The 22,956-nt window shown below is 69.8% G+C and carries 23 protein-coding genes; 8 read left to right on the forward strand and 15 right to left on the reverse strand.

All coding sequences use genetic code 11. The features are described 5' to 3' along the window. Positions 1-750: 750 nt before the first annotated feature. The gene (locus tag OO71_RS43110) at positions 751-1,845 is read right to left on the reverse strand and encodes an ROK family protein (RefSeq protein ID WP_245633967.1); all 1,095 of its coding nucleotides are present in this window, start codon (positions 1,843-1,845) and stop codon (positions 751-753) included. Between OO71_RS43110 and OO71_RS43115 the strand changes: the two genes are divergently transcribed. Then, positions 1,760-2,707, forward strand: coding sequence for an MFS transporter (locus OO71_RS43115; RefSeq protein ID WP_245633968.1), 948 nt, complete (start codon positions 1,760-1,762; stop codon positions 2,705-2,707). The two genes, OO71_RS43110 and OO71_RS43115, sit on opposite strands and share 86 nt — an antisense overlap. Here OO71_RS43115 and OO71_RS43120 read toward each other — a convergent pair. The 14 genes from OO71_RS43120 to OO71_RS43185 form a co-directional block, all read right to left on the reverse strand. Then, on the reverse strand, positions 2,688-3,149 hold the full coding sequence (locus tag OO71_RS43120) for a hypothetical protein (protein ID WP_033295884.1): 462 nt from the start codon (positions 3,147-3,149) through the stop codon (positions 2,688-2,690). The genes OO71_RS43115 and OO71_RS43120 overlap by 20 nt on opposite strands. A gap of 104 nt (positions 3,150-3,253) precedes the next feature. After that, the gene (locus OO71_RS43125) at positions 3,254-4,924 is read right to left on the reverse strand and encodes a GMC family oxidoreductase (protein WP_033295885.1); all 1,671 of its coding nucleotides are present in this window, start codon (positions 4,922-4,924) and stop codon (positions 3,254-3,256) included. Positions 4,925-4,955: 31 nt separating this feature from the next. Beyond that, positions 4,956-6,041: an NAD(P)H-dependent amine dehydrogenase family protein gene (locus OO71_RS43130; protein ID WP_162186183.1), complete on the reverse strand. Its 1,086-nt coding sequence runs from the start codon at positions 6,039-6,041 to the stop codon at positions 4,956-4,958. A gap of 15 nt (positions 6,042-6,056) precedes the next feature. Further along, the gene (locus OO71_RS43135) at positions 6,057-7,577 is read right to left on the reverse strand and encodes a gamma-glutamyltransferase family protein (protein WP_033295887.1); all 1,521 of its coding nucleotides are present in this window, start codon (positions 7,575-7,577) and stop codon (positions 6,057-6,059) included. Next, positions 7,574-8,437, reverse strand: coding sequence for an alpha/beta fold hydrolase (locus OO71_RS43140; protein ID WP_051793097.1), 864 nt, complete (start codon positions 8,435-8,437; stop codon positions 7,574-7,576). The genes OO71_RS43135 and OO71_RS43140 overlap by 4 nt, the downstream gene beginning before the upstream one ends. Before the next feature lie 101 nt (positions 8,438-8,538). Continuing rightward, positions 8,539-9,423 (reverse strand): DODA-type extradiol aromatic ring-opening family dioxygenase, encoded by an 885-nt coding sequence (locus OO71_RS43145; protein WP_033295888.1) that lies wholly within the window; start codon positions 9,421-9,423, stop codon positions 8,539-8,541. Between the two features lie 28 nt (positions 9,424-9,451). Continuing rightward, a complete protein-coding gene (locus tag OO71_RS43150) occupies positions 9,452-10,231 on the reverse strand; it encodes a hypothetical protein (protein ID WP_033295889.1) in 780 nt (259 codons plus the stop codon). Beyond that, positions 10,228-10,701 (reverse strand): VOC family protein, encoded by a 474-nt coding sequence (locus tag OO71_RS43155; RefSeq protein WP_051793099.1) that lies wholly within the window; start codon positions 10,699-10,701, stop codon positions 10,228-10,230. The genes OO71_RS43150 and OO71_RS43155 overlap by 4 nt, the downstream gene beginning before the upstream one ends. Continuing rightward, positions 10,698-11,591, reverse strand: a complete 894-nt coding sequence (locus tag OO71_RS43160; RefSeq protein ID WP_033295890.1) for an LLM class flavin-dependent oxidoreductase — start codon at positions 11,589-11,591, stop codon at positions 10,698-10,700. Before OO71_RS43160 ends, OO71_RS43155 begins: the two co-directional genes overlap by 4 nt. Continuing rightward, the gene (dmpG, locus tag OO71_RS43165) at positions 11,588-12,607 is read right to left on the reverse strand and encodes a 4-hydroxy-2-oxovalerate aldolase (protein WP_033295891.1); all 1,020 of its coding nucleotides are present in this window, start codon (positions 12,605-12,607) and stop codon (positions 11,588-11,590) included. Before dmpG ends, OO71_RS43160 begins: the two co-directional genes overlap by 4 nt. Beyond that, positions 12,604-13,485 carry an acetaldehyde dehydrogenase (acetylating) gene (locus tag OO71_RS43170; RefSeq protein ID WP_033295892.1) on the reverse strand — a complete coding sequence of 294 codons (882 nt, stop codon included), beginning with the start codon at positions 13,483-13,485 and terminating at the stop codon, positions 12,604-12,606. Before OO71_RS43170 ends, dmpG begins: the two co-directional genes overlap by 4 nt. Continuing rightward, entirely contained in the window at positions 13,482-14,252 is a 771-nt protein-coding gene (locus tag OO71_RS43175; RefSeq protein WP_033295893.1) for a 2-keto-4-pentenoate hydratase, read from the reverse strand. Before OO71_RS43175 ends, OO71_RS43170 begins: the two co-directional genes overlap by 4 nt. Next, positions 14,249-14,725 carry a hypothetical protein gene (locus OO71_RS43180; RefSeq protein ID WP_051793101.1) on the reverse strand — a complete coding sequence of 159 codons (477 nt, stop codon included), beginning with the start codon at positions 14,723-14,725 and terminating at the stop codon, positions 14,249-14,251. The genes OO71_RS43175 and OO71_RS43180 overlap by 4 nt, the downstream gene beginning before the upstream one ends. Next, a complete protein-coding gene (locus OO71_RS43185) occupies positions 14,725-15,678 on the reverse strand; it encodes an SDR family NAD(P)-dependent oxidoreductase (RefSeq protein WP_033295894.1) in 954 nt (317 codons plus the stop codon). Before OO71_RS43185 ends, OO71_RS43180 begins: the two co-directional genes overlap by 1 nt. Positions 15,679-15,934: 256 nt before the next feature. Here OO71_RS43185 and OO71_RS43190 point away from each other — a divergent pair, with 256 nt between their 5' ends. From OO71_RS43190 to OO71_RS43220, 7 genes are read left to right on the forward strand one after another with little or no spacing between them, the layout of a single operon-like run. After that, positions 15,935-16,777: a mycofactocin-coupled SDR family oxidoreductase gene (locus tag OO71_RS43190; protein ID WP_033295895.1), complete on the forward strand. Its 843-nt coding sequence runs from the start codon at positions 15,935-15,937 to the stop codon at positions 16,775-16,777. 59 nt (positions 16,778-16,836) lie between these two features. Further along, on the forward strand, positions 16,837-17,964 hold the full coding sequence (locus OO71_RS43195) for a sugar ABC transporter substrate-binding protein (protein WP_033295896.1): 1,128 nt from the start codon (positions 16,837-16,839) through the stop codon (positions 17,962-17,964). After that, positions 17,961-19,454, forward strand: a complete 1,494-nt coding sequence (locus tag OO71_RS43200; protein WP_033295915.1) for a sugar ABC transporter ATP-binding protein — start codon at positions 17,961-17,963, stop codon at positions 19,452-19,454. The genes OO71_RS43195 and OO71_RS43200 overlap by 4 nt, the downstream gene beginning before the upstream one ends. A 13-nt stretch (positions 19,455-19,467) precedes the next feature. Further along, positions 19,468-20,520, forward strand: a complete 1,053-nt coding sequence (locus tag OO71_RS43205; protein WP_211260834.1) for an ABC transporter permease — start codon at positions 19,468-19,470, stop codon at positions 20,518-20,520. After that, positions 20,517-20,888: a putative quinol monooxygenase gene (locus OO71_RS43210; RefSeq protein WP_051793104.1), complete on the forward strand. Its 372-nt coding sequence runs from the start codon at positions 20,517-20,519 to the stop codon at positions 20,886-20,888. The genes OO71_RS43205 and OO71_RS43210 overlap by 4 nt, the downstream gene beginning before the upstream one ends. After that, on the forward strand, positions 20,885-21,202 hold the full coding sequence (locus OO71_RS43215) for a Dabb family protein (protein ID WP_033295897.1): 318 nt from the start codon (positions 20,885-20,887) through the stop codon (positions 21,200-21,202). The genes OO71_RS43210 and OO71_RS43215 overlap by 4 nt, the downstream gene beginning before the upstream one ends. Next, positions 21,199-22,929, forward strand: a complete 1,731-nt coding sequence (locus OO71_RS43220; RefSeq protein WP_051793105.1) for an FAD-dependent oxidoreductase — start codon at positions 21,199-21,201, stop codon at positions 22,927-22,929. The genes OO71_RS43215 and OO71_RS43220 overlap by 4 nt, the downstream gene beginning before the upstream one ends. Positions 22,930-22,956 lie beyond the last annotated feature (27 nt).

Here is a 22,956-nt window from a genome sequence, read left to right on the forward strand (position 1 = left end):
CCCCGCCGCAATCAACGCATCCACCCGCAACGACACCGTCGACGGCGCCAGCACCGTATACCGCGAAATCTCCCGCCGCGTCCGCGCCACCCCACGACGAATCAACTCGAACACCGACCCCACCGACGCAGGCGCCTCCACCCGCGGCGAACGTTCACCCTCAGCCATACCCCCACCCTAATCCGGCAACCCGACTTCAGCTGAAAATCGGCCGGAAACGACCAGCCAATGGAAGATGCGCCCCGCTCGACGACGTTTGGCGTGCTGGCGACGGAATTCTCGGCAAGACTGTGCCAACCGGCTTCCCACGCACCACCTGCCGACCGGCCCGACCAACCCCCGGCCAAGTCCGTGAAGGGAACCATCAGGGAATCAGATTCCCCCATGGTTCCCTTCACAGCCCTCCGCATTCCGTCAAGGTTCCCTTCACAGCCCACCACATTCCGTGAAAGTTCCCTTCACAGCCCACCACATTCCGTGAAAGTTCCCTTCACAGCCCACCACATTCCTTCAAGGTTCCCTTCACAGCCTCAAACCCACCCTCCCAACCGCAGCCGACGCACCAACCCGGACCCGGCACCCAGCCCCCGCCCTGCACCCCGATCCGAAGCCCGCACACGGTCTGAGGTGCTTGTCAAGGCATCTTTCCCGCCTTGACAAGCACCTCAGACCGTCGTGACACTCAAACCCACCAATGCACCACCCCCACCCGAACCAGCCCCACCTCCCCCGGCAAACCCGGCAACCCCGTCACACCCGCAAGGACCGGACCACCGGCTCCGGAGTCCGTCGCGCACCCGCCAGCAGCAGTGCACCCAACTGACCCGCCTCCGGCCCCGTCAGAGACTGCTCAATACGCGGCGGCCGTCGCCACGGCAGCTGCGCAGCCACCCTCGACCGCAGCGGATTCAGCAAAACCGCACCGGCCGACGACAATCCGCCGCCGATCACCACCAGTTCCGGATCGCTCAACGCGATCAACCCCACCAACCCTCGCGCGAGCGCATCGACGGCTTCCACCCACACCCGCGCAGCAACCGGATCGCTCGAAATCGATTGCGCGACAACGGCTGCGTCCGGCAACCGCCGCCCGCCCGCGCGCTCGTACCGGCGGCCGATGGCCGACGCCGACGCGTACGCCTCCAGACACCCATGACCGCCGCACGTGCACGGTTCCCCGCCCGCCACCACGACGACATGCCCGAACTCCCCCGCCGCACACCTAGCCCCGGTCACCGTCCGGCCGCCGATCCGCAAAGCAGCGGCGATCCCGGTCCCGATCGGCACGAAAGCCGCATCCTCGACCTGCTCCCCCACCGCCGCGCGGGCCGCCCACTCGGCGTCCGCGGCAGCCCGAGCGTCATGATCAACGGTCACCGGTACCGCATAGCGATGCCGCAGCCGGTGCGTGAGCTCCAGCTCATGCCAGTCCAAATTCGTAGCCCGGACAACAGTTCCGGTATGCCGATCGACAATCCCTGGAACCGCCGCACCGATACCGCTCAACGGCTGCCCCGCGTCGAGCGCTTCACCAGCCAAGGTGTCGAGAACATGCACGAGCGTCGCGTACGGGCTGCCCTCCGCCGCCGTCGGACGCGCAATCCGCGCATGCACCGTCCCGTCAGGATCCGCCAGGACAGCCTTGATCCCAGTCCCCCCGACATCGGCCCCGATCAGCAGACCCGGCTCCGAAACGACCACCGGCGCCCCCGCGCGGAAGGTCATCGCCGCCTTCGCCGTACCACCGTTCATCGGGATCCTGTCCGACCGCACCCGCAGCAGGTGGGGAAGGCGGGCGCCGTGGATCTTCTTCGGCGGCCTCGGCACGGCCGGATCACTCATCATGCTCGGCACGTCCTCCTCGGTGGCCGGGCTCGTCGTCGGCTGGTTCCTGATGCAGGCGCTGGTGAACGTCGGGATCAACGTCATCCTCGCGACGATCCCGGACCGCATTCCCGCGCACCGGCACGGCCTCGCGAGCACCGTCCAAGGACTCGGGCTGCCCGTCGGCGCCATCATCGGCGTGCAGGTCGGCGCGTTCTTCGCCGATTCCATTCTCACCGGGTACGTCGTGCTGGCGATTCTGCTGCCGATCGCCTCACTGGTGAGCGCGTGGCTCACCCGCGAGTCGCGCGCCACGGCGACGGAGGTCCGCGAACGGCGGCGGGTGCTCGTCGAGCTCCGCCAGACGTTCCGCAGCCTCAAATTCCGCGACTACCGCTGGGTGTTCATCTCCCGCGCGGTGCTGTACCTCGGTTTCGCCATGGTCGGCAGCCTCAACCTCTACGCCCTGCAGAGCTACATCGAGCTGCCACCCGGCATGACCGCCGCGGAAGGCGTCGCGATCGGTGCCTCGTTGCTGCTGCCGCTCACCGTGGTCAGCACCATCATCGCCGGGCCGCTGGTGGACAAGTTCCAGCACCACCGGATGTTCGTTCTCGTGGCCGGGCTGCTGGCCGCGGTGTCGACGCTGATCACCTGGGTGTGGCCGGTGTGGACGGCCAACCTGATCGGCGGCGCGCTGGGCGGCTTCGCCATGGGCCTGTACCTCGGCGTCGACCTCGCGCTGGCCACCCTGGTCCTGCCCGCCGCCGGCGACACCGGCCGCGACCTCGGCGTGTTCCACATCGCGCTCACCTGCTACGCGCGTCCCGCCGCACCCCGGTGGGGCGCGCGTAGTTTCCAGGTCAGTACTCGTTGCGGATGACGAAATAGGAACCGCGGATGGTTCCGGCGAGCTTCGACTTCTGGCGGGCGAACTTGAACGCCGCCAGCTCACCGGGGACGTCCATGCCGTCGGACAGCTTGAACCCGACCGCTCGTTTCGCCGGGCCGTCCAGCGTGTACATCACGTTGATCGACAGACCGCTTTCGTAGAAGACGTAAGCCATCCGGATGTTCTCGACCTGGAACTCGGTCGCTTCCAGCGGCGGCGACTCGATCACGATGTCGCGCTCTTCCCGGAGAATGCGATGCACCCAGTCGATCGCCGGGGCCGCTTCGGCCGCCGGTTCGACGGTGAAGTCGTGGTCGTACTTGTTCTTGAAGTACCGCGCCTCGTTCGCCCGCAGCCCGGCGAGCGCCGCCACCACCGGCGACGATTCCAGCCCGGTGGTGGAAACGGTCTTGAAATCGACCACATACGACACGGTGCGCTCCTGAGGTCCGGCTTCGGATCGGAGGATATCCCACTGCCGCTCAGCGGTCCTGGTGGCGCGCGAAAGGCCCGGGGGGAACCAACCTGCGCAGCACCCTATTTCGTTTCTTCCGCCAGGAAAGCCGCCATTCGTTCGCCGATCATGATGGCGCTCGCATGCGGGCCGCGGCGGGTCAAGGTGGGCATGATCGACAGATCGGCGACCCGCAGGCCACTCACCCCGTGCACCCGGCCGCGCGGGTCCACCACGGCAGTCGCGTCGGCGGACGGGCCCATCCGGCACGTGCCTGCCGTGTGAGCGGCGGACGCCAGGTTGGCGCGGATCCAGCGGTCCAGCGCTGCGTCGCTGCGCAGGTCGGACCCGGTCAGCGACGTCAGCTCCGCCCCGAGCCGCCGGTACGAGGGATGTTCCAGCAGCCGTGCGACCAGGCGGACTCCGTCGCGCAGTCGGCGGAGGTCTTCCGGTTCCGTCAGGTACCGGAAGCTCAGCCGCGGGAGCACGGTGGGGTCGCCGGAAGCCAGCGTGAGCTCGCCGCGGCTCAGTTCCGCGCTCAGCTCGACGAACATGAGCAACGTCTTGCGCTGCCGGAAATCCTCGAGGGCCGCCCTGGCGGAGCCGCCCCACAGGCCCTGCCAGGTCGTCCACGGGTTGCGGAGGAACAGTGCTCCCCTCGCGCGGTCGGCCAGCGGCTGGCTGCGGGCACCGAACAGCATGGTCGGCTTCCCGTAGATCGCCGGGAGGAGGCACATGTCGTCGGTGATCGGCGAATCCGTGGCCGTGTAGTTGAGGATCACCGGGCCTACCGGGAGCTCACCGCCGGGCACCGGGCCGTCCGTGGCGGTGCGGTACGGGACGCCGACGAACGGGTGGTCCATCAGGTTCCGGCCGACGTACGGCGCATCGTGCACGACGTCGATCCCGTGCTGCCGCAGCTGCCCGGCCGGCCCGATGCCGGACAGCAGGAGCAGGTGCGGGGTGTTGATCCCGCCAGCGCACAGCACGACCTCGCCGGCGGAAACGCGATCGCCGACGCCGTCGCGCAGGTAGGCGACGCCGTCGGCCCGGTTGCCGGTGAACGTGATCGCGCGGACGAACGTGCGGTCCTGGATCGTCAGGTTCGGCCGGCTCTCCACCGGGATCAGGTACCGCACGGCGGCGTTCATCCGGCGGCCGTCGCAGGCGTTGGTCGGGGTGAACGCGACCCCGTACGACGTCGCGCTGTTGACGTCCGGGTCCTCCGGGAAACCGGCGGCGAAACACGCTTGCCGGAACGCGTCGAGCATCGGCACCGCCGCCGATTCGGGGTGCCGCCGCACGACCATCGGACCCGCCGAGCCGTGTCCGGGCGCATCCCCGAAATCCAGGTCGGTCTCGGCTTTCACGAAGAACGGCAGGACCTCGGCATGGGACCAGCCGGGGTTCCCGGCCGCCGCCCATCCGTCGTAGTCGGCCGGGACTCCCCGTCCGTAGAAGGCGCCGTTGACCGCGCTGGAGCCGCCGACCGCCTTGCCCCGCGCGACCGAAATCGTGCGGTCGCCGGTCAGCTGCGCCGTGAACGGCCAGCTGTCGGCGCTCCCCGGCATGGCGAAGGCGCCCGAATGGCAGTACTTGAGCGCGGGCGGGTACCGGTCGATCCCGCCGTAGTGGCGCCCGGCTTCGAGCACCAGCACGGACCGGTCCGGGTCCTCGGACAGCCGCGCGGCCAGCGCGCTGCCCGAGGCACCGGAGCCGATCACGACGACGTCGTAATGGCGATTCGCGGGCACGGACGGGCCCTCCTCTCCGGGGCAGCCCCGTTCACTGCGGGGAACGTGCCTGCCAAGCCCCGGGCACCGGCATGGTGAACAGGCCGATCGGCGCCTTGAGCACCACGGGAATGCAGTTGAACACGCTGGCCGCGGCGGCGTGGAACACGCCCTGGGGCAAGGACGCATCGCGTTCCGGCGCATCCGGGTCGAGCGACGGGGCCAGGTCGACGGTGGTCCGCGACGACGGCGATCCTTCGATTTCGACGACCATCCGGACTTCGAGCGGGAGCCCGGGGAAATCGGGGTGATCCCGCTGCACGGTGTAGATGAATTCGAAATCGACGAACGGCTCGGTTTCCCCGAGCCGCGCCGCGGACCACGTGAAGGCCGCGCCGCACACCGTCCCTTTCCTGATCTCCCCGGCCGGAATGGTGAAGTCCCGGGTCGCGAGGTACAGCCGGTAGCTGCCCTCCACCTTGCCGAGCCGCACCCCGATGTTCCCGGCCAGCAGGTGCAGCCATTCCAGCACGCTCTGCTGGAAGTACCCGCCCTCCTCCATCCACGGCTCGAACTCGTCCGCGGGTTTGCCGAGTCCCAGCAGCTCGACCATCATGTTCAGGTTGGGGTTGGGCGAAAAATCGTCGATCTCGGCCAGGTAGATGTGGTCGACGTCGAGCGACATCCGGGTGAGCGCGGCACCCAGCCACGGCACCACCACGTCGGGGTTGGCCCCGGCGGACATCAGCGTGGTCCCGCCTTCGCGGCAGGCGTCCTCGATCTGCTGCGCGTACTCCGGGCTCCGCAGCTCGGGCACGAAATACGGCCCGGTGGACGACACTACGTTCTTCCCCGACCGCAGCAGATCGAGCACGATCCGGTCCCGCTCCCCGATCGGCCCCTGTCCCGCCGGGCAGTGCACGACGACGTCCGCGTCGAGCGCGATCAGCGCCTCGTGGTCGTTCGTCGCCAGAATCCCGGTCGGCGGCAGGCCGACCAGTTCCCCGGCGTCCTTGCCCACCTTTTCCGGCGTGTGGACCCAGACGCCGGCCAGTTCGAGGTCCGGATGCTCGATGATCGCCTTCAGCGTCGTTCCCCCGACCGCGCCGGTCGCCCATTGGATTACTCGGATCGCCACCATCGTCTCCTTGCGTCAACCGTCACTGCGCGGATCGGCACCGGCGCTCACCCGGTCCCGGTCGACCAGAATCGCGTGCGCGTGCCCCATGAGTTCGTCGTGTTTCCGCACCACTTTCACCGGATGCCCCAGCCGCCGGAGCCCGGCGATCACGTCCTCGCCCAGATCTTCCTCGACGTGCACCTGGTCATCCGCATCGCCGGGCAGGATCTGCCCGCTCAGCACCCGCGGCGCGGCGACCGCCTCGGCCGGGCCCGCGCCCGCCAGCACCCGCAGGAGCACCTGGACGTTCGTCTGCGGCTGCCCCTCACCGCCCATCGTCCCGAACACGAGCCACGGCCGCCCGTCTTTCAGCGCGATCGAGGCCATGAGGGTGTGCACCGGCCGTTTCCCGGGCGCGATCACGTTCGGATGCCGCCGGTCCAGCGAGAAGTACGCGCCGCGGTTGGCCATCAGCACCCCGGTGCCGCGCGGGACGAAACCGGACCCGAAGGGGTGGTAGATGCTCTGGATGACCGAGCATGCGTTGCCGTGCCCATCGACCGCGGCGAGGTACACCGTGTCACCCTCCAGCGAGGACGGCGTTCCGTCCGGCGCTTCGTCCGCCAGCCGGCGTGCGTGGTCAAGGCTCGTCAGCAGGTCCACCGGTACCGGAACGTACGCGGGGTCGCCCAGGTACCGGTTGCGGTCGAGGTACGCCAGCCGTTTCGCCTCCAGGAAAGCGCCGAGCTGCCTCGCCGAACCCGGCGCCGCCCGGCCGCCTTCCAGCAGGGACAACAGGTTCAGCATCTCCAGCGCGGCAATGCCCTGGCTGTTCGGCGGGGTCGTGACCACCTGGACGCCGTCGAACCGCGTGGCGACCGGCCGGACCCAGAGCGACGCGTGTGCCTCGAGATCGGCTGCGGTGAGCAGGCCGCCGGCATCCGCGATTCCCCGGGCGATGGCCGAACCCAGGTCACCGCGGTAGAGGTCCGGGAATCCGGCGTCGGCAAGGCGATCGATCGCGTCCGCCAGGTCCGGCTGCCGGATCGTGGCCCCGGCCCGCAGCGGCTGCCCGGCAGCGGTGAACGCCGCCGCCAAGGCGGGATCGGCGCTCAGGAGATCGCCGTCCATCCACCCGGCGAGCTTGGCGGTGACCGCCACCCCGTCGCGCGCCGCTTTTGCCGCCGGGCGCAGCAAATCAGCGACCGGAATGCTCCCGAACCTCCGCGACGCGTCATCCCATCCCGCGGCCACCCCGGGTACCGCCAGCGAGAGCGGCCCTTTCGCGGGTATCACCGAATGCCCGCGCTGGGCGTACGCCTCCGGCGTGGCCGCCCGCGGAGCGCCGCCCGAGCCGTTCAAGCAGTGGACCTGCGAAGTGGCGGCATCGAAGTACAGGATCCAGAGGTCCCCGCCGAGGCCGCACATGTGCGGGTAGCAAGCCCAGAGCATGGCGTTGGTCGCGAGCGCCGCGTCGAGGGCGTTGCCGCCCGCGGCCAGCACGTCCTGCCCGGCTTCGGTGGCCCGCCGGTGCGGGGAGACGACCGCGGTCATCGCGCCCCGCCGACGAATCCGAGGACCTGCTCGACGAACTCGTCCCTGCGCTCGATCTGCACCCAGTGCCCGCAGTTGCCGAACGTGTGCAGCTCCGACGGCTTGATCGCCCGGTGCACCCGGATCGCCAGCTCCACCGGCAGGACCTTGTCGTCGCGGCCGTGCAGGATCAGCGTCGGCGTCTCGATCCCCGCCAGCCGCGCCTCCGGCGTCGCCTTGATCACCGCCTCGCCGCTGCCCGGGGCCGGTGCGATCTTGTGTGTCGCCTGCTGCGCGCCGGGCCGGACGCTCGCCTCGTGCCGCCGGTCGACCATCTCCGGCGTGAGCGACGCCGGGTCGAACGGGAAGAGCCGCAGGATCCGCTCCAGTTCCCCGCGGCTGCCGTCGTAACGGGCGGCGAGCCGGTGCGCCTCGCTCATCGGCACGTCACCCGCGGCCGAACCCATCAGCACGAGCCGCTCGATGCGCCGCGAATCCCGGAGCGCCGCGGCCATCGCGAGCATCCCGCCGAACGAATTGCCGACCACCGGCGCCCCGGTGGCGCCGACGGCATCCATGAACGCGAACAGGTGGTCGACCCAGAATCCCGTGTCGTATTCGCCGTCCGGCTTGGCTTCCGTGGCGCCGAAACCCGGGATGTCCGGCGCGAGTACCCGCCGCCGGCGCGCCAGCGCGGGGATCACGCCCGCCCAGTTCTCCCAGGCCGACACGCCGGGACCGGACCCGTGCAGCAGCACGAGTGGCGCGCCGCTGCCGGCTTCCAGGTAATGCGTCCGCAGGCCCGCGGCGACCACGGACAGCCCGGCCGCCGGATCGGCCGGATCGAAGCCGGTCGCCGCCCGGCGGTGGGTGCCCGCCATCAGCAGCGCACCGTGTCGTGGCGGACCGCCGGCCGGAACGCCCGGCCAGGCCCGGTTTTTCCGAAGTCGGACATCGAAACCCTCTTCCCCAAGTCCGGCGATCAGCTCTTCACCAACGTGTCGCTGGCCGCAATGCCCATTCCGGTGATCCATTCGGTGACCGGCTCGTACGCCACGGTCGTGAGCGGCGTGCCGCCGGTGAAAGCGGCGGCGATCCAGGTCCGCACCTCGGCCCCGCCGGTGCCTGCGGCGGCGAGGTCCGCGGCAGTCAGCTCGGACAGCTTCGCCCAGTCCGCGCTGCCGAGCCGGGCGAGGAAATCGCGGTCCCACTCCGGGTCGATCGCCTTCGCGGCACCGGCGAGCTGCTCGAAGAGCAACCGCTGCCGCTCGGTCTCGCTCATCTCGTCGGCGCCCTCCGGCTGCGACGGCGGCGTGTGCGAGATGCCGCCCGAACCCACCACGAGCACCCGCTCGCCGTCGCCGATCTTCGTGCGGAGGAACTCGCCGACCGCGGTACCGAGCGCGGCGGTGCGGGCCGCGGTGGCGAGCGGCCGCCCGATGCAGTTGATCAGGACCGGCACCACCGGAACGGCCGCCGGCGAACCGAACAGGTCCTTCATGGACAGTCCGAAACCGTGGTCGAGACGCAGGTTCGCGGCCACGGCGATGTCCACCCCGGCGGCCACGAGGTGCTCGCCGAGCGCGACGGCGTGGTCACGCGGCACGTCGTAGTCCTCTTCGAGCAGACCCCATTCGGCGTACCCGCCGGCGGATTCCACCACGGTGAAACAGGGCGCGATCCCGGTGAGGGCGCGTTCGTGGTCAGGGCCGAAGAAAACGACGAGCGTGGGGCTGAACGCCTCCACCGCCGCCTTGACCCTGGCCACTCCTTCCCGGAAGACACGTCCTTCGACGTGCCCGGTGTCGTTGACCATGAGCGGGCTGTGGGACAGGGCCACCACGGCGATCTGCGGTGCGGTACTCATCGGCGATGCTCCTTCGCTGCGGAAATGGTCAGACGGCTTTCGGCCACTGCGAGACGAGTTCGTAAATTCCCGTCTGGTAGACCGGATCGAGCAGGAACGACCCTTCCGGCGGCGGCGGAATGGCCTTGCCCGGCACGAACTCCCCCGATTCGTAGCCCACGAGGTGGCTGGAGTAGAGGGTTTCGATGTCCGCGGCGAAATCGGCGGAATCGAATTCGCACACCGCCATGGTCTCCGGCAGCGTGGTGGTGAGCCGGGGCAGCTGCACGCTGCTCGGCCGGTACAGGCTGCACGCGATGAGCCCCGGGGAATACGTCATCTGGTGCAGATGCGGCTCCCACCAGCGGTTCACCTCGCCGGCGCGGTCCGGGGAGGTCGGCGAGCCGAACACCAGCATGATCTGCTTGCGGGCGGGCGGCAGCGGGGGCAAGCCGTCCCCGGGCGACGTGTTCCCGTGGCCGGCCGGATACTCGGAGTCCAGGTCGTACACCGCCGACTGGTAGGCGGGATCGAGCTCGAAAACACCGTCCGCGGGCGGGGCGATCCGGCGGGTGCGGCTGCTGGCCCACAACGTCTTGAAGGCACCGGCGAGGTCGTCGGTGTCGAACTCGTACAACGCCATCGTCTGCGGCAACGTCGTCGTCAGGCGCGGCAGCTGTACCTTGCTGGGCTGGAACAGCTGCGCCGAAATGAGCCCGGGCAGCGTGCACATCTCGATCAGATGCGGTTCGTACCAGCGCCGCACCTCGTCCGCTTTCGCGGGCGTGGCAGGCGAACCGAAAACCAGGTAGATCGTCCGGGCACTCACGGCTGGTCTCCTCCGATTTCGAGGTGCAGGCTCTCCCCGGCGGGGATCTGGCCGAGTTCGATGATGTTGCCGTCCGGGTCTTTCCCGTACACCGACGCATTGTTGCCGAAACGCACCGCGGACGGATGCACGAAAGTCATCCCGAGTGCGGACAGCCGTTCGTACTCCGCGTCGATGTCCGACACGTCGATCATGAAATGCGTGTACCCGAAGCTGTTCGGCCCGAGCGGGGCCAAGGTGCCGCCCGGCGGCGAGGTCCACTGGAAAAGCTCGATGAAACAGTTCTGCGTCTTCATCATCAGCACGCGCGCGGCGGCGCCGGGCACGCCGACGACCAGCGCGGCCTCGGGAAAGTCGCTGAGGTTCATTTCCTCGCCGACCGCCTCGAAGCCGAACGCCTCCTCGTAGAACGCCCGCAGCCGGTCCAGGTCCGGGGTGTGGATGCCGAGGTGGTGGATACCGCGGATCATGCCTGCCTCCCGGCGGTCCGGGACTTCACCGCGTCGATCACCGGGGCGAGTTCCTCCGGCGTCGGGGCCCGCAGCGAGTGGTAGGTGATGCCGAGCTCGGTGCCGCGCCGGACGATCTGCCCCGCGACCTCGTCCAGGCTGCCCACCAGCATCTTGGGTGACTCGAAGATCTGCTCCGGAGTCAGGTACGAGTGGGTCCCGGCCAGCTCGGCCAGCGCGGCCTCGGTGTCGCCGGTCAGGGTCACCGGAGCGCTCGTGCCGATTTCCAGCGCATCCGCCCGCGCCCCGGCGTAGTCCCGCAGCCGGTCCAGATACGCCGCGGTGGCCGCGCGGTCCGGGATGACGGCGTAACTCTCCAGCCCGTCGACCTTCGGCACCGGCGGCACCGACGCGATCAGGAACGTGTCGGCCTCCTCGGCGGCCAGTTTCAGCACCCGGTCCACCGTCCCGGCGATCGCCAGCCGCGGCGGCTTGACGAAGCCCGGCGAGATCCCCGGTTCGGTCACGGCCGCCTTGATGGCCGCGGCCGTGTCGCGCAGCCGCTCGAAGCGTTCGTCCCGCGTCTGCGGCATCAACCGGCGGGTGTCCGGGACCGCAATCCCCGAACCCAGCGCGATTTCGAGGCGCCCGTTGCTGATCCGGTCCAGCGTCGCGAGGTCCCGGCAGATCGTCGCCGGATTCCACAACGCGGTGTTCAGCACGAACGGGCTCAGCCGGATGGTGGTGGTCGCCCGCGCGACCGCGGCCAGCGCGACCACCGGCGAAAGCGCACCGGCGAAATCGATGATCTGGAAGACGTCGAACCCGGCCCGCTCGGCCCGGACGGCGTCGTCGACCAGCTGCTCGACGTCGAACGCGTTGCCACTGAAACCGAACCTGAACTCCGTCATCCCCGCTCCCCTGCTCCGGTGGTGGCCGCCAGTTCGGCGGCGACGTCGATGATCATGTCCTCCTGGCCGCCGATCACGCCGCGCCGACCGAGTTCGAGCAGAATCTCGCGGCTGCCGACGCCGTACTTCTCCGCCGCGCGCTTGGCGAACAGGAAGAACGTGCCGTACACGCCCGCGTAGCCGATGGTCAGCGCGGTGGCGTCGATGACCTGCGGGCGGGGCATGATCGGCGCGACGATGTCCTCCGCGACGTCGACCAGCCCGAACAGGTCGATGCCGGTTTCGTGGCCCTCCCGCTCCAGCGCGGCGACGAGCACCTCGGTGGCCGCGTTGCCGGCGCTGGCACCCAGGCCGCGCAGCGAACCGTCGACGTAGGTCGCGCCCGCCTCGACCGCCGCCAGCGTGTTGCCGACCGCGCAGCCGAGGTTGTTGTGGGCGTGGAATCCCACCGCGCACGACACCCGGGCCCGCATTGCCCGGACGCGCGCCGCCGCCCCCGACGGCGTCAGCGCCCCGGCGGAGTCCACCGTGTACACGACGTGCGCGCCGTAGCCGTCCAGCAACGCGGCCTGTTCGGCCAGCGCGTCCGGCTCCAGCAGGTGGCTCATCATCAGGAAGCAGAGCACCTCGAGACCGTGCTCGCGAGCCCACCGCACCGGCTGCTCGGCGCAGTCGGCCTCGGTGCAGTGCACCGCGATCCGGACGGCCTGCGCACCGCACTCCTGTGCGACGCGAAGGTCGTTCAACGTCGCGATCCCGGGGACGTACAGCACCGCGATCCGGGCGTTTTCGACGGCCTCGGCGGCCGCGGTGATGTACTCGGGATCGGAGTGCGCCGCCCGGCCGAGCTGGATCGACGAGCCGCCGAGCCCGTCCCCGTGCGTCACCTCGATCATCTCGGCCCCGGCGCGGTCGAGACCCGCGGCGATGTCCGCGACCTGCGCGGTGGTGAACCGGTGCGAGAAGGAGTTGGCCCCGTCCCGCAGGGTCGTGTCGACGACGTGCAGGCGCGTCATGCCATCACCTCGGCCCCGGCCCGGCGGCCGGCCACCGCATCGCCCACCCGGGCGGCCGCGGCGGTGATGATGTCCAGGTTCCCGGCGTAGACCGGCAGGAAGTCACCGGCGCCCTCGACCTCGAGCATCACCGTGACCTGGCTGCCCTCGACGTCGAACAACCGCAGCCGGTAACCGGGTACGTACTCCTGGACCCGGCCGATCATCTCCCGCACGCTGGCCTCGATCCGGCCCGGATCGACGTGCTCGACCACGGCGTACACCGTGTCGCGCATCAGCATCGGTGGCTCGGCGGGATTGATCACCGAGAGCGCCTTCCCGCGGCCGGCGCCGCCGGGGTTTTCCAGCGCCCGGGCGGTTTTCTCGGAGAATTCCGACAGGTTCTGCCGCGTTCCGGGCCCGGCGCTCGCGCTGGCGATCGCCGCGACGATCTCGCCGTACGAGACATCGGCGACGCGGTTGATCGCGTGCATGATCGGGATGGTCGCCTGTCCGGCGCAGGACACCATGTTCAGGTTGGGCGCGTCGATGTGCTCCGCCAGGTTGACCGGCGGGACGACGTACGGCCCGATCGAGGCAGGTGTCAGGTCGATCGCGGTGATTCCGGCCGCCGCGTAGCGGGGCGCCGCCGCGGCGTGCACCTTCGCCGACGTCGCCTCGAAGACGAGATCGGGCAGTTCCCGTTGCGACAGCAGCCAATCGACGCCGCCGGCGGAGGTCTCCAGCCCCATTTTCCTGGCGCGGGCCAGTCCTTCGCTCTCCGGGTCGATCCCGACCAGGTAGCGCGGCTCGACCAGGGCCGAGCGGCGGAGCTTGTACACCAGGTCGGTCCCGATGTTGCCGGAGCCGACGACGGCCGCGGTGATCTTGCGAGTCATGTGAACCTCAGGGTGAGTGGCGGATTGTCCGTGATGCGAAGCGTGATTTCGTCGCCGCGGGTGACGTCGGGGGCGCGGCCGAGCGCGCCGGAGAGCACGATCGAGCCCGCCGGGAGGTACTCGCCGAAGCTCGCCAGCTTGCGCGCCAGCCAGGCCACCGCGCGGGCCGGATGCCCGAACGACTCGACGCCCGCGCCGGTGGCCGCGACCTGGCCGTTGCGGTACAGGACCATGCCGAGCGTCCCGAGATCCGCGTGCCGCAGCGTCCGCGACCACGGACCGAGCACGAACCCGCCGTAGGACGCGTTGTCGGCGATCGTGTCGGCGATGGTCAGCCGCCAATCGGCGATGCGCGAGTCGATGATCTCGACGGACACCGCGATCGCCTCGGTCGCGGCCAGCACCTGCTGGGCCGTGGCTCCCTCGCCGAGGTCGGCGCCGAGCAGGAACGCCAGCTCGCCCTCGACGCGCGGCGCCACGAACGTCGCCGCCGGAGCTTCCGCCCGGCCACCGGACGCGACGTACTGGCGGGAGCCCCACAGCGATCCGTAGTCGGGCTCGTCGACGCCCGCCTGCGCCCGGATCGCCGCACTGGTCAAGCCGATCTTGCGGCCGAGCACGAGTTCCCCGGCGGCCACCCGCGCCGCGTTCCAGGCATACTGGACCTCATAGGCGTTTTCCCGGGTCAGTCCGTCCGATTCGGACAGTGGCGCGACCGGTGCGCGGTTCGTCCAAGCCTGTTCGAGGCGCTGTGCCAACGCGTTCACGCGGCACCTCGCAGGTCCGCGGACAACACCGCGCCGAGCGGGCCTTCGATCAGCAGGGTGCCCGGCGCCGCGGGGACCCCCGGCCCGGAGCCCAGCAGGACCGTGTCGCCGGCGTGCAGGCTTCCCTTCCGGGAGCCGATCAGCGACACCGGATCACCCAGTGCCGCAATGGATTTCGTGGCCACCAGCCGACCGCCGACATGCATCCGCAGCTCCCCGGCCGACTCCGGCGGAAGCAGCTGCTCACCGAGCAGGAAGCTGCCCTCACCTGCGTCGGCGAGGTCGAGGGCCAGGAACACACCGCCGACCGCGCGGGCGACCAGACCCGGCGGCGCATCCGGCGGGACGTCGGCGGCGAGCACCACTGCCAGCTTCGGATCGAGCCGCGGCTGCCCGAAGGCGGCCAGCTCGACGACGGGCCCCTCGATGCGCGACAGCAGGGCCTCCTCGCCGGGTAACCGCACTGCCTTCATCAGCCTGCCCTCCTTTCCTCCGTGGTGGCGAGCCCCAGCCGGGCCGCGATGTGCTGCAGCTCGTCGGACGCACCGCCGGGCACCAGGTACTCCGCGGGATCGACGATCCGGTCGAAGTGCCGGGCAACCTCCTCCGCGGTCGGCGGCACCCCCGGCTCGGGTGCCGTCCAGCCGTACGTCAGCCCCAGGAAGACGCGGCCGAACCACCCCGCGCCCGCGGACAGGATCAGGCCCGTGTGACTGCACTCCGGGGAGCACAGGTACATCACGAGCGGGCTCACGGCCTCCACCGACTTGTACGGCGCGAGAGCTGCATCGGGACCGCGGAATCTCGCGTCCTCCAGGCTGTGGATCGGGGCTGCGTCCGCCGTCATCGAGGAACCCCCCGCTTGCGGCAGGATCGCGTTGACGTGGATGCCGTGCGCCCGGCCCTCGGCGGCGAGCGCACGGGTGAGCCCGACGATCCCGGCCTTCGCCGTGGCGTAGTCGCTGTAGCCCCCTTCGGGATACACCCCCGCGGCCGAACCCGACATCACGATCCGGCCCCGGCCCCGTTCCCGCATGACCGCCCAGGCCGGCTGAGTCACGCAGAACGCCCCGCCGAGGTGCACTGCCAGCACCGCCTCGAAGTCGTCGAGCGTCAGGCCGGCGAACTCCCCGGCCCGGAGATTGCCCGCGTTGTTGACGAGAATGTCGACGGTCCCGAACTCCTCGACCGCCTTCGCGACGATTGCCGCGCCCCCTTCGGCGGTCGCGACCGACTCCGCCGACGCGACCGCCTTGCCGCCTGCCCGCTCGATCTCCCCGGCCACGGACGCGGCTGCCTCGCCGTCGATGTCGTCTACGACGACCGCCGCGCCCCGCCGGGCGAGTTCGAGGCTGTAGCCGCGGCCGAGGTTCCGGCCGCCGCCGGTGACGATCGCGACCTGCCCGGCGAAATCGAGCTGCGCCAAGGGTTGCCTCCCGGAAAGTGCGGATCCCGGCCGGATGATCCGGACCGGTGAACGACATTCAACACCTTGGACTGCTGGTCTGACAAGAGGTAGCTCTATCTGATCACTCATCAGTCCAGTCAGAGTATTCCACTGCAGCTCACTGGGTATTTTTTCGCTGACTCTTGTCAGACCAACAGGCCGGAAGCTACGCTCGCCCCTCGTCCGCCGCATCTGCCGGCACCTTTCCGGACCACCCCGCGAGAAAGGATCACCTGTGGCGAATCGCGTCGAAGGAAAGATCTGCTTTGTCACCGGCGCCGCCCGCGGGCAGGGCCGGAGTCATGCGGTCCGGCTCGCCGAGGAGGGCGCCGACATCATCGCCGTGGACCTCGCCGGTCCCATCGCCAGCGTCCCGTACGACCTCGGGACCGCCGGTGACCTCGCGCAGACCGTCGAGGAAGTCGAGGCACTCGGGCGGAAAATCGTTGCCAGTAAAGCGGATGTGCGGGATGCCGGGGCATTGCAGGCGGCGCTCGACGACGGAGTGGCCCGGCTCGGCGGGCTCGACATCGTCTGCGCCAACGCCGGTGTTTTCGGCACCGGCCGCCTGGCAGACCTGGACGACGCCGCCTGGGACGACATGCACGACGTCAACCTCAAGGGGGTATGGCACACGATCAAGGTGTCGATTCCCCATCTGCGGGCGCGGGGAGGCGGTTCGATCATCCTGACCGGCTCCACCGGTGGCCAGCGCGCGATGGAGAACGTCGGCCATTACGTGGCCGCGAAACACGGCGTCGTCGGCCTGATGCGCACGGCCGCGCTCGAACTGGGGCCGGACAACATCCGCGTCAACGTCGTCCATCCGACCACAGTGGACACCGGCATGATCCAGAACCGGGCGACCTACGACGTGGTCGCCGCGGACCTGCCGGAAGCCGCGCGGACCCGCGAGGCAGTGGCCCCGCGCTTCCAGTCGATGCACACGCTCCCGGTCCCGTGGGTCGAACCGCGCGACGTCTCGAATGCCGTGCTGTGGCTGGCCAGTGCGGAATCGCGGTGGGTGACCGGCAGCGAGGTCCGCGTCGACGCGGGCCAGGTCATCAAGCACAGCTGACCAGCAGATCGTCCTGGGGGGGCGCCTTTCGTCGAAAACGCCAAGGGAACGGAACTACGATGACCGATCGCCGATCGACCAGCCGGGGGCGTCGCAGCAGCGTGGCTGCGGTCGCCCTGCTGTCCGCCGGGATTCTCGCCGCCTGCAGCCCGAGCGGTGCCAGCAGTACCTCCGGCGGGGAACAAGCAGATGTCGCCGGAGCCAAAGCCTTCATCGCGAAATGGGAAGCTCCCCAGACCACCTTCGGCCTCCCGCCGATGAAGGCGGCGCCGCCGCGCGGCAAGAGAATTGCGCTGATCCACAACAACACGCCGAATTCGCGCAGCAACCTCCAAGGGGAACAGGCGGCGGCCGCCGCACTCGGCTGGACCACGATCCCGTTCGTGTTCGACCCGGGCACCCCTACCGGCCTGCAGGACGCGTACGCGCAAGCCCTCGCGGCGAACCCGGACGGCGTGGTGACCGCGGGACAGGACCTCAAGGATTTCGCGGCGACGGCACGGCAATTCGCGGCCAAGCAGATCCCCGTGGTCACCTCGGCGACCGCGGATCCGGTCGCCCCGCCGCTGATCGCGAACGTGACCGACGGAAACCAGACCGCACTGGCCGCCCGGATCATCGCGAACTACATCGTCGCGCAGAAGGGCGCGAAGGCGAACGTGGTCATGTTCTCCATTCCTTCCTTCTCGGTGCTGGAAATCTTCGAAAAGTCCTTTGCCGAGGAATTTCACCGGCGGTGCCCCGGCTGCCCGTTCAAGGCGGTTCCGGTGCAGATCACCGACATCGGCACGAAACTCCCCGCGCAGGTCGTGAGCGCGGTGCAGGCCGATCCGGGGATCACCTACGCGGTAATGGGTTTCGGGGCCATCAGCACCGGCGTCTCCGCCGCCTTGCGCGCTGCCGGGAGCTCCGAGGTCAAGATTGCCGGCGAGGCACCGGACCTGCAGAACATCGGCAATCTCCGCACCGGCGCCGAGGACATGTGGGTCGGCTACCCGCTCTTCGGCATGGGCTGGAAATCGATCGACGCGCTCGCCCGGCATTTCGCCGGGGAACCCACCGAGGTGGACACGACGTCGGCCGCCCCGTTCCGGATCCTCACGAAGGCGAATGCCCCGCAGCCGGCGGCGTTGCCGGAGGTCGCGGACTACCCGGACTACTTCAAGAAACTGTGGCACGTCCGATGAGCGGGCAGGCTCTGGTCGTCGAGCACCTGTCGAAGACCTTCGGCGGGGAACACGCGCTTCGCGAGGTCGACTTCGAGGTCCGGCCGGGCGAGGTACACGCCCTGATCGGTGCGAACGGGTCGGGGAAATCGACGCTGATCAAGATCCTCGCCGGGTTCCACCAGCCCGATCCCGGCGCCCGCGCGTTCCTCGGTGAAACCCCGTTCCCGCTGGGGAGTTCGCCGGACGCCGAAGCAGGCGGGGTCCGGTTCGTCCATCAGGAGCTCGGCTTGATCGGGACCATGGACGCGGTCGACAACTTCGGCCTCGCCCGCGGTTTCGAGGTCGCGGGCGGGCGCATCCGCTGGCGGGCCGAACGCCGCAAGGTCGCGAAGCTGCTGGCCCGGCTCGGCGCAGACATCGACGTCCGGGTCCCGGTCGACACCCTGTCGCTGGCCGAACGCACCATGATCGCCATCGCCCGCGCGATCGACGTGACCCACGGCGACGTGCGTTTCCTCGTCCTCGACGAGCCGACCGCGTCGCTCGGCGGCCCGGACGCGCGGCGGCTGTACGACGTCGTCGAACGGATCCGGGCAGGCGGCGTCGGCGTCATCATGGTCTCGCACCACCTCGACGAGGTGCTCGGGATCGCCGACCGCGTCACGGTGCTGCGGGACGGACGGCGCATCGGCACCTTCGGCAAGGCCGGTCTCGACCGCGACCGGCTGGTCGAGCTGATGACCGGCCGCCGGCTCGCCGCCACGGAGGTCCCGGCCGTGGCCCGCCGGGACGGGGAGCCGCTGCTTTCCGTGCGGGGGCTGACCGGCCGGGTTCTCGACGGCGTCGACCTCGACCTCTGGCCGGGGGAAATCCTCGGCGTCGCCGGGCTGTTCGGCTCGGGACCGGAGGAACTGCCACCGATCCTGCTCGGCCTGCAGCGCCGCCGGGCGGGCACGGTCCGCGTGGCAGCGGCCTCACCCGGCCGGATCACCCCGGCCCGCGCCCACCGGCTCGGCCTGTGGTTCGTGTCCGGCGACCGGGCGAAATACGGGCTCTTCCCGACCTTCTCGGTGGGCGAGAACATCACGATCTCGGACCTGCGGCCCTACGTCCGGACCGGCGTCCTCCGGCGGCGGGCGGAGCAGCTCGGGGCACAGGAATGGATGCGCACCTTCGACATCCGGCCCCCGTCGTCCGCGGTGAACATCATGCAGCTCTCCGGCGGGAACCAGCAGAAGGCCGTCCTCGCCAAAGCCCTCCGGGCCCGGCCCCGGGTCCTCGTGCTGGACGATCCGACCCGCGGGGTGGACGTGGCGGCCAAGGCGGAAATCCACCGCGCGATGGACGAGGTGGCCGCGAACGGCACCGCCGTCCTGCTGTGCTCGTCCGACCACGACGAACTCGCCCGGCTGTGCGACCGGACCCTGGTGCTGCGCAAGGGCGCCGTCGTCCGCGAGCTGAGCCGATCCGAAACAAGCGCCGACGTGCTCGGCGACCTGGTCCTGTGAGGGAGCGAATACCGTGAACGAACTGCCCTCGGCGGCCGCAGCGCAGGCAGTGGCCGATCCGCCGCCCCCGGCCCCGGAGGCGAACCCGCCGGAAACCCGGCGCCGGATCGCCTTCGGGATGGACCGGTTCAGCGGGCTTTACGTACTGGCCCTCATCGTCCTGGTGTTCGGCCTGTGGATCCCGGACACGTTCCTGAGCGTCCAGACGCTGAACGGAATCGCGTTGCAGCAGGCCATCACGGCGATGGTCGGGCTCGGGCTCATCGCCCCGTACGCGGCCGGCGTTTTCGATCTTTCGGTCGGCAGCATGCTCGGGCTGAGCGTCGTCGTGGTCTGCAAACTGCAGGCGAGCGGCGTCGACTGGGCGCTGGCCGTGGTACTGACCCTGCTGATGGGCACGCTCGTCGGCGCCGTGAACGGGGCGGTGATCGTCGGCTTGCGGGTCGATTCCTTCATCGGCACGCTGGCGATGTCGGCGGTACTCGGCGCGCTCGTCTACTGGGTGTCCGGCAACCAGCAGATCACCACCGGCATTTCCGAGCATTTCATCCAGCTGGGGCAGGGAAAGCTGCTGGGCATTCCGCTTCCGGTGGTGTACCTTGCCGCCGTCGCCCTGCTCATCGGGTTCGTCACCGAATTCCGCCCGCTGGGCCGCAAACTGTACGCCACCGGCGGGAATCCGCTGGCCGCCCGCCTCAGCGGGGTGAAAACCGACCGCCTGGTGATCTCGTCCCTGATGCTGTCCGGCACCATTGCCGCGCTGGCCGGGATCATCTTCGCGGCGATCATCGGCTCGGCCTCCCTCACCGCAGGCCCGCCGTTCCTGCTCCCCGCTTTCGCCGCCGTGTTCCTCGGGGCGACGCAGATCCACCCCGGCCGGGCGAATGTGCTCGGCACCCTGGTGGCGGTCTTCGTGCTCGGTACCGGGGTGAAGGGCCTGCTGCTGGTCGGCGCGCAGTTCTGGGTCAGCGATCTGTTCAACGGGCTGACCCTCCTCGTCGCGGTGGCACTGGCGGTCCGGCGCGGCAGGCCACGCGGACGACCCGGCAGAAAGGACTCCGAATGACCGCGAACGAGCTCAGGGGCATCGCCCGGCTCAGGTTCCACGAGGGCAGGCTCGAGGATTTCCGGCGCCTGGCAAAGGAATGCATCGACATTATGCGCGTGAAGGACACCGGGACACTGCAGTACGAGATCTACCTCAGCGACGACGAATCCGAGTGCGTGTTCATCGAGCATTTCCGCGATTCCGATGCGTTGCTGGAGCACAACGAGAACGTCGGCGAAGTACTGCAAGCAATGCTGGCCACCGGAACCGTGACCGCCGAGCTCTTCGGCACTCCCAGCGACCGGTTGAAGGCCGTGTTCGCCGACGCACCGGTCCGCTTTTACCCCCTGTTCCTGTCGTTGCAGAGAAAGGAAAACACCCGATGAGCACCGAGGCCCGGCACCGCCTGTACGTCTGCTGGTCGCTGAACAACCCCGGCAACGAACAGGAGGTCCGCGAACTCTCCGCCGCCATCGCGCGGCAGCGGGACATCCCCGGCGTACTGTCCATTCAGGACGGGCCGCGCACCAGGCAGGTCGACTGGGAAGGGCCCGAGGACTCCTTCGACTACGCGATGACGCTGACGTTCGACACCTTCGACTCGGTACGGGCCTACCCGCCGCATCCGATCCACCAGGACCTCGTCGCGCTGATCCTCCGGATCGGTTCGGACATCAAGGGCTTCTGGATCGACCTGTGACCGCGCGCCCGGTGGTAGCGGTGCACGAGATCGGGGACTGGGACGAGAGCGCGGACGTCGTCGTGGTCGGCTCCGGAGCGGCGGCGCTGGTCGCCGGGGTGATGGCGGCCGACGGCGGCGCCCGCGTGATCGCGCTCGAGAAGGCGGCCGAAACCGGCGGAACCACGCGGAAATCCGGTGGCAACGCCTGGGTCCCGGACGACCACCGGACGCATCCGCTCGGGCTCGCCGACACCAGGGAAAGCGCGTTGCACTATCTGGCGCGGACTTCCCGGCCGCAGTCGTATTCGCCGCACTCTCCGTTTCTGGGTCTGCCGGAATGGGAATACGACGGGATCTGCCTGTTTCTCGGCGAAGGCGCCGCAGCGTTCGCCGATCTCGCGGAGAAGGGGGCCCTCGCCACCGTCCCGCTGCCGGACATCCCGAATTTCTACTCGGCGGTCGACGACGTCGTGCACGGCCGCACGCTGGCGCCGTGCACCCCGGGCGGCGACCCCGGCGACGGCCCGGAACTGATCCGCCAGCTGACCGGGGCGCTGGAGCAGCGCGGTGGCCGGATCGAGCTCGAACACCGGGTGGTGAGCGTGGTCGCCGACGGCGAGCGGGTCGTCGGCGTCCTCGCCGAAACCCCGCGCGGACGCCGGGCCGTCCACGCGGCGCGTGCGGTGATCTTCGGGTCCGGCGGCTTCACGCACAACGCGGACCTGCGGCGTTCGTACCTCCGCGGTCCGGTGTTCGGCGGCTGCGCGGCGGCCACCAACGAGGGTGACTTCGTGGCGATCGCGCAGTCCCTCGGCGCCGACCTGCGCAATATGGCCGAATCGTGGAACACGCCGATCCAGCTCGAACGGGCGGTGGCCGGGGATCCGGCGCTGACCGGGACGTTCAGCGTCGTCGGCGACAGCGTGCTCTGCGTCAACCGCTACGGCCGCCGGACGATGAACGAAAAGACCGTGTACAACGAGGCGACCGGGCCGATGCTGGAATTCGACGGCGCCCGCTGCGAATACCCGAACATGCTGATGTTCGCGATCTTCGACCAGGCCAATTACGACGGATTCCGCGGCACCCCGTTCGACGGCGGCGCCTTGCCCGCGATCGGCGACGACGACAGTCACGTCATCCGGGGCGACACCCTGGAGCAGCTGGCCGGGCGGATCGACGAACGGCTCGCCAGGCTGGCCACCGCCACCGGCGGACTGCGGCTCGACGCCGGTTTCACCGGGCAGCTGGCGGCCACGGTCGAGCGGTTCAACGGTTTCGCGCGGCAAGGCCGTGACGACGATTTCCGGCGCGGGGAAACCGAAGTCGAGCGTTATCTGTACCGGCTGGTGGCCAATGCGATCACGCTGGGGACCGACGCGCAGCTCGGCAGTGGTGCGACCAACCAAGCGGCTTCCTTCGGCCCCGGCAAGGCGGGGTGGGTGGAACCGGCAGTCACCGGGAATCCGACCATGGCCCCGCTCGCTGCCGATGGTCCGTACTACTCGGTGATTCTCGCCGCCGGAATGCTCGACACCAAAGGCGGGCCCCGCGTCGACGCGCACAGCCGGGTCCTGACGGTCGGCGGAAACCCCATTCCCGGCCTTTATGCAGTGGGCAACTGCGCCGCGTCTCCTTCGGGCAAGGCTTACTGGGGCGGCGGGGGCACGCTCGGGCCGATCATCACCTACGCCTGGCGCGCCGGGAAGCACGCCGCGACCGCTTCCCCGGTAGCGAGTGCCTGAGAGCTGCGGACTGCTGGTCTGACAAGT

Origin of the sequence: Amycolatopsis jejuensis, from assembly GCF_000717335.1 — a bacterium.
Taxonomy (GTDB): Bacteria; Actinomycetota; Actinomycetes; order Mycobacteriales; family Pseudonocardiaceae; genus Amycolatopsis; species Amycolatopsis jejuensis.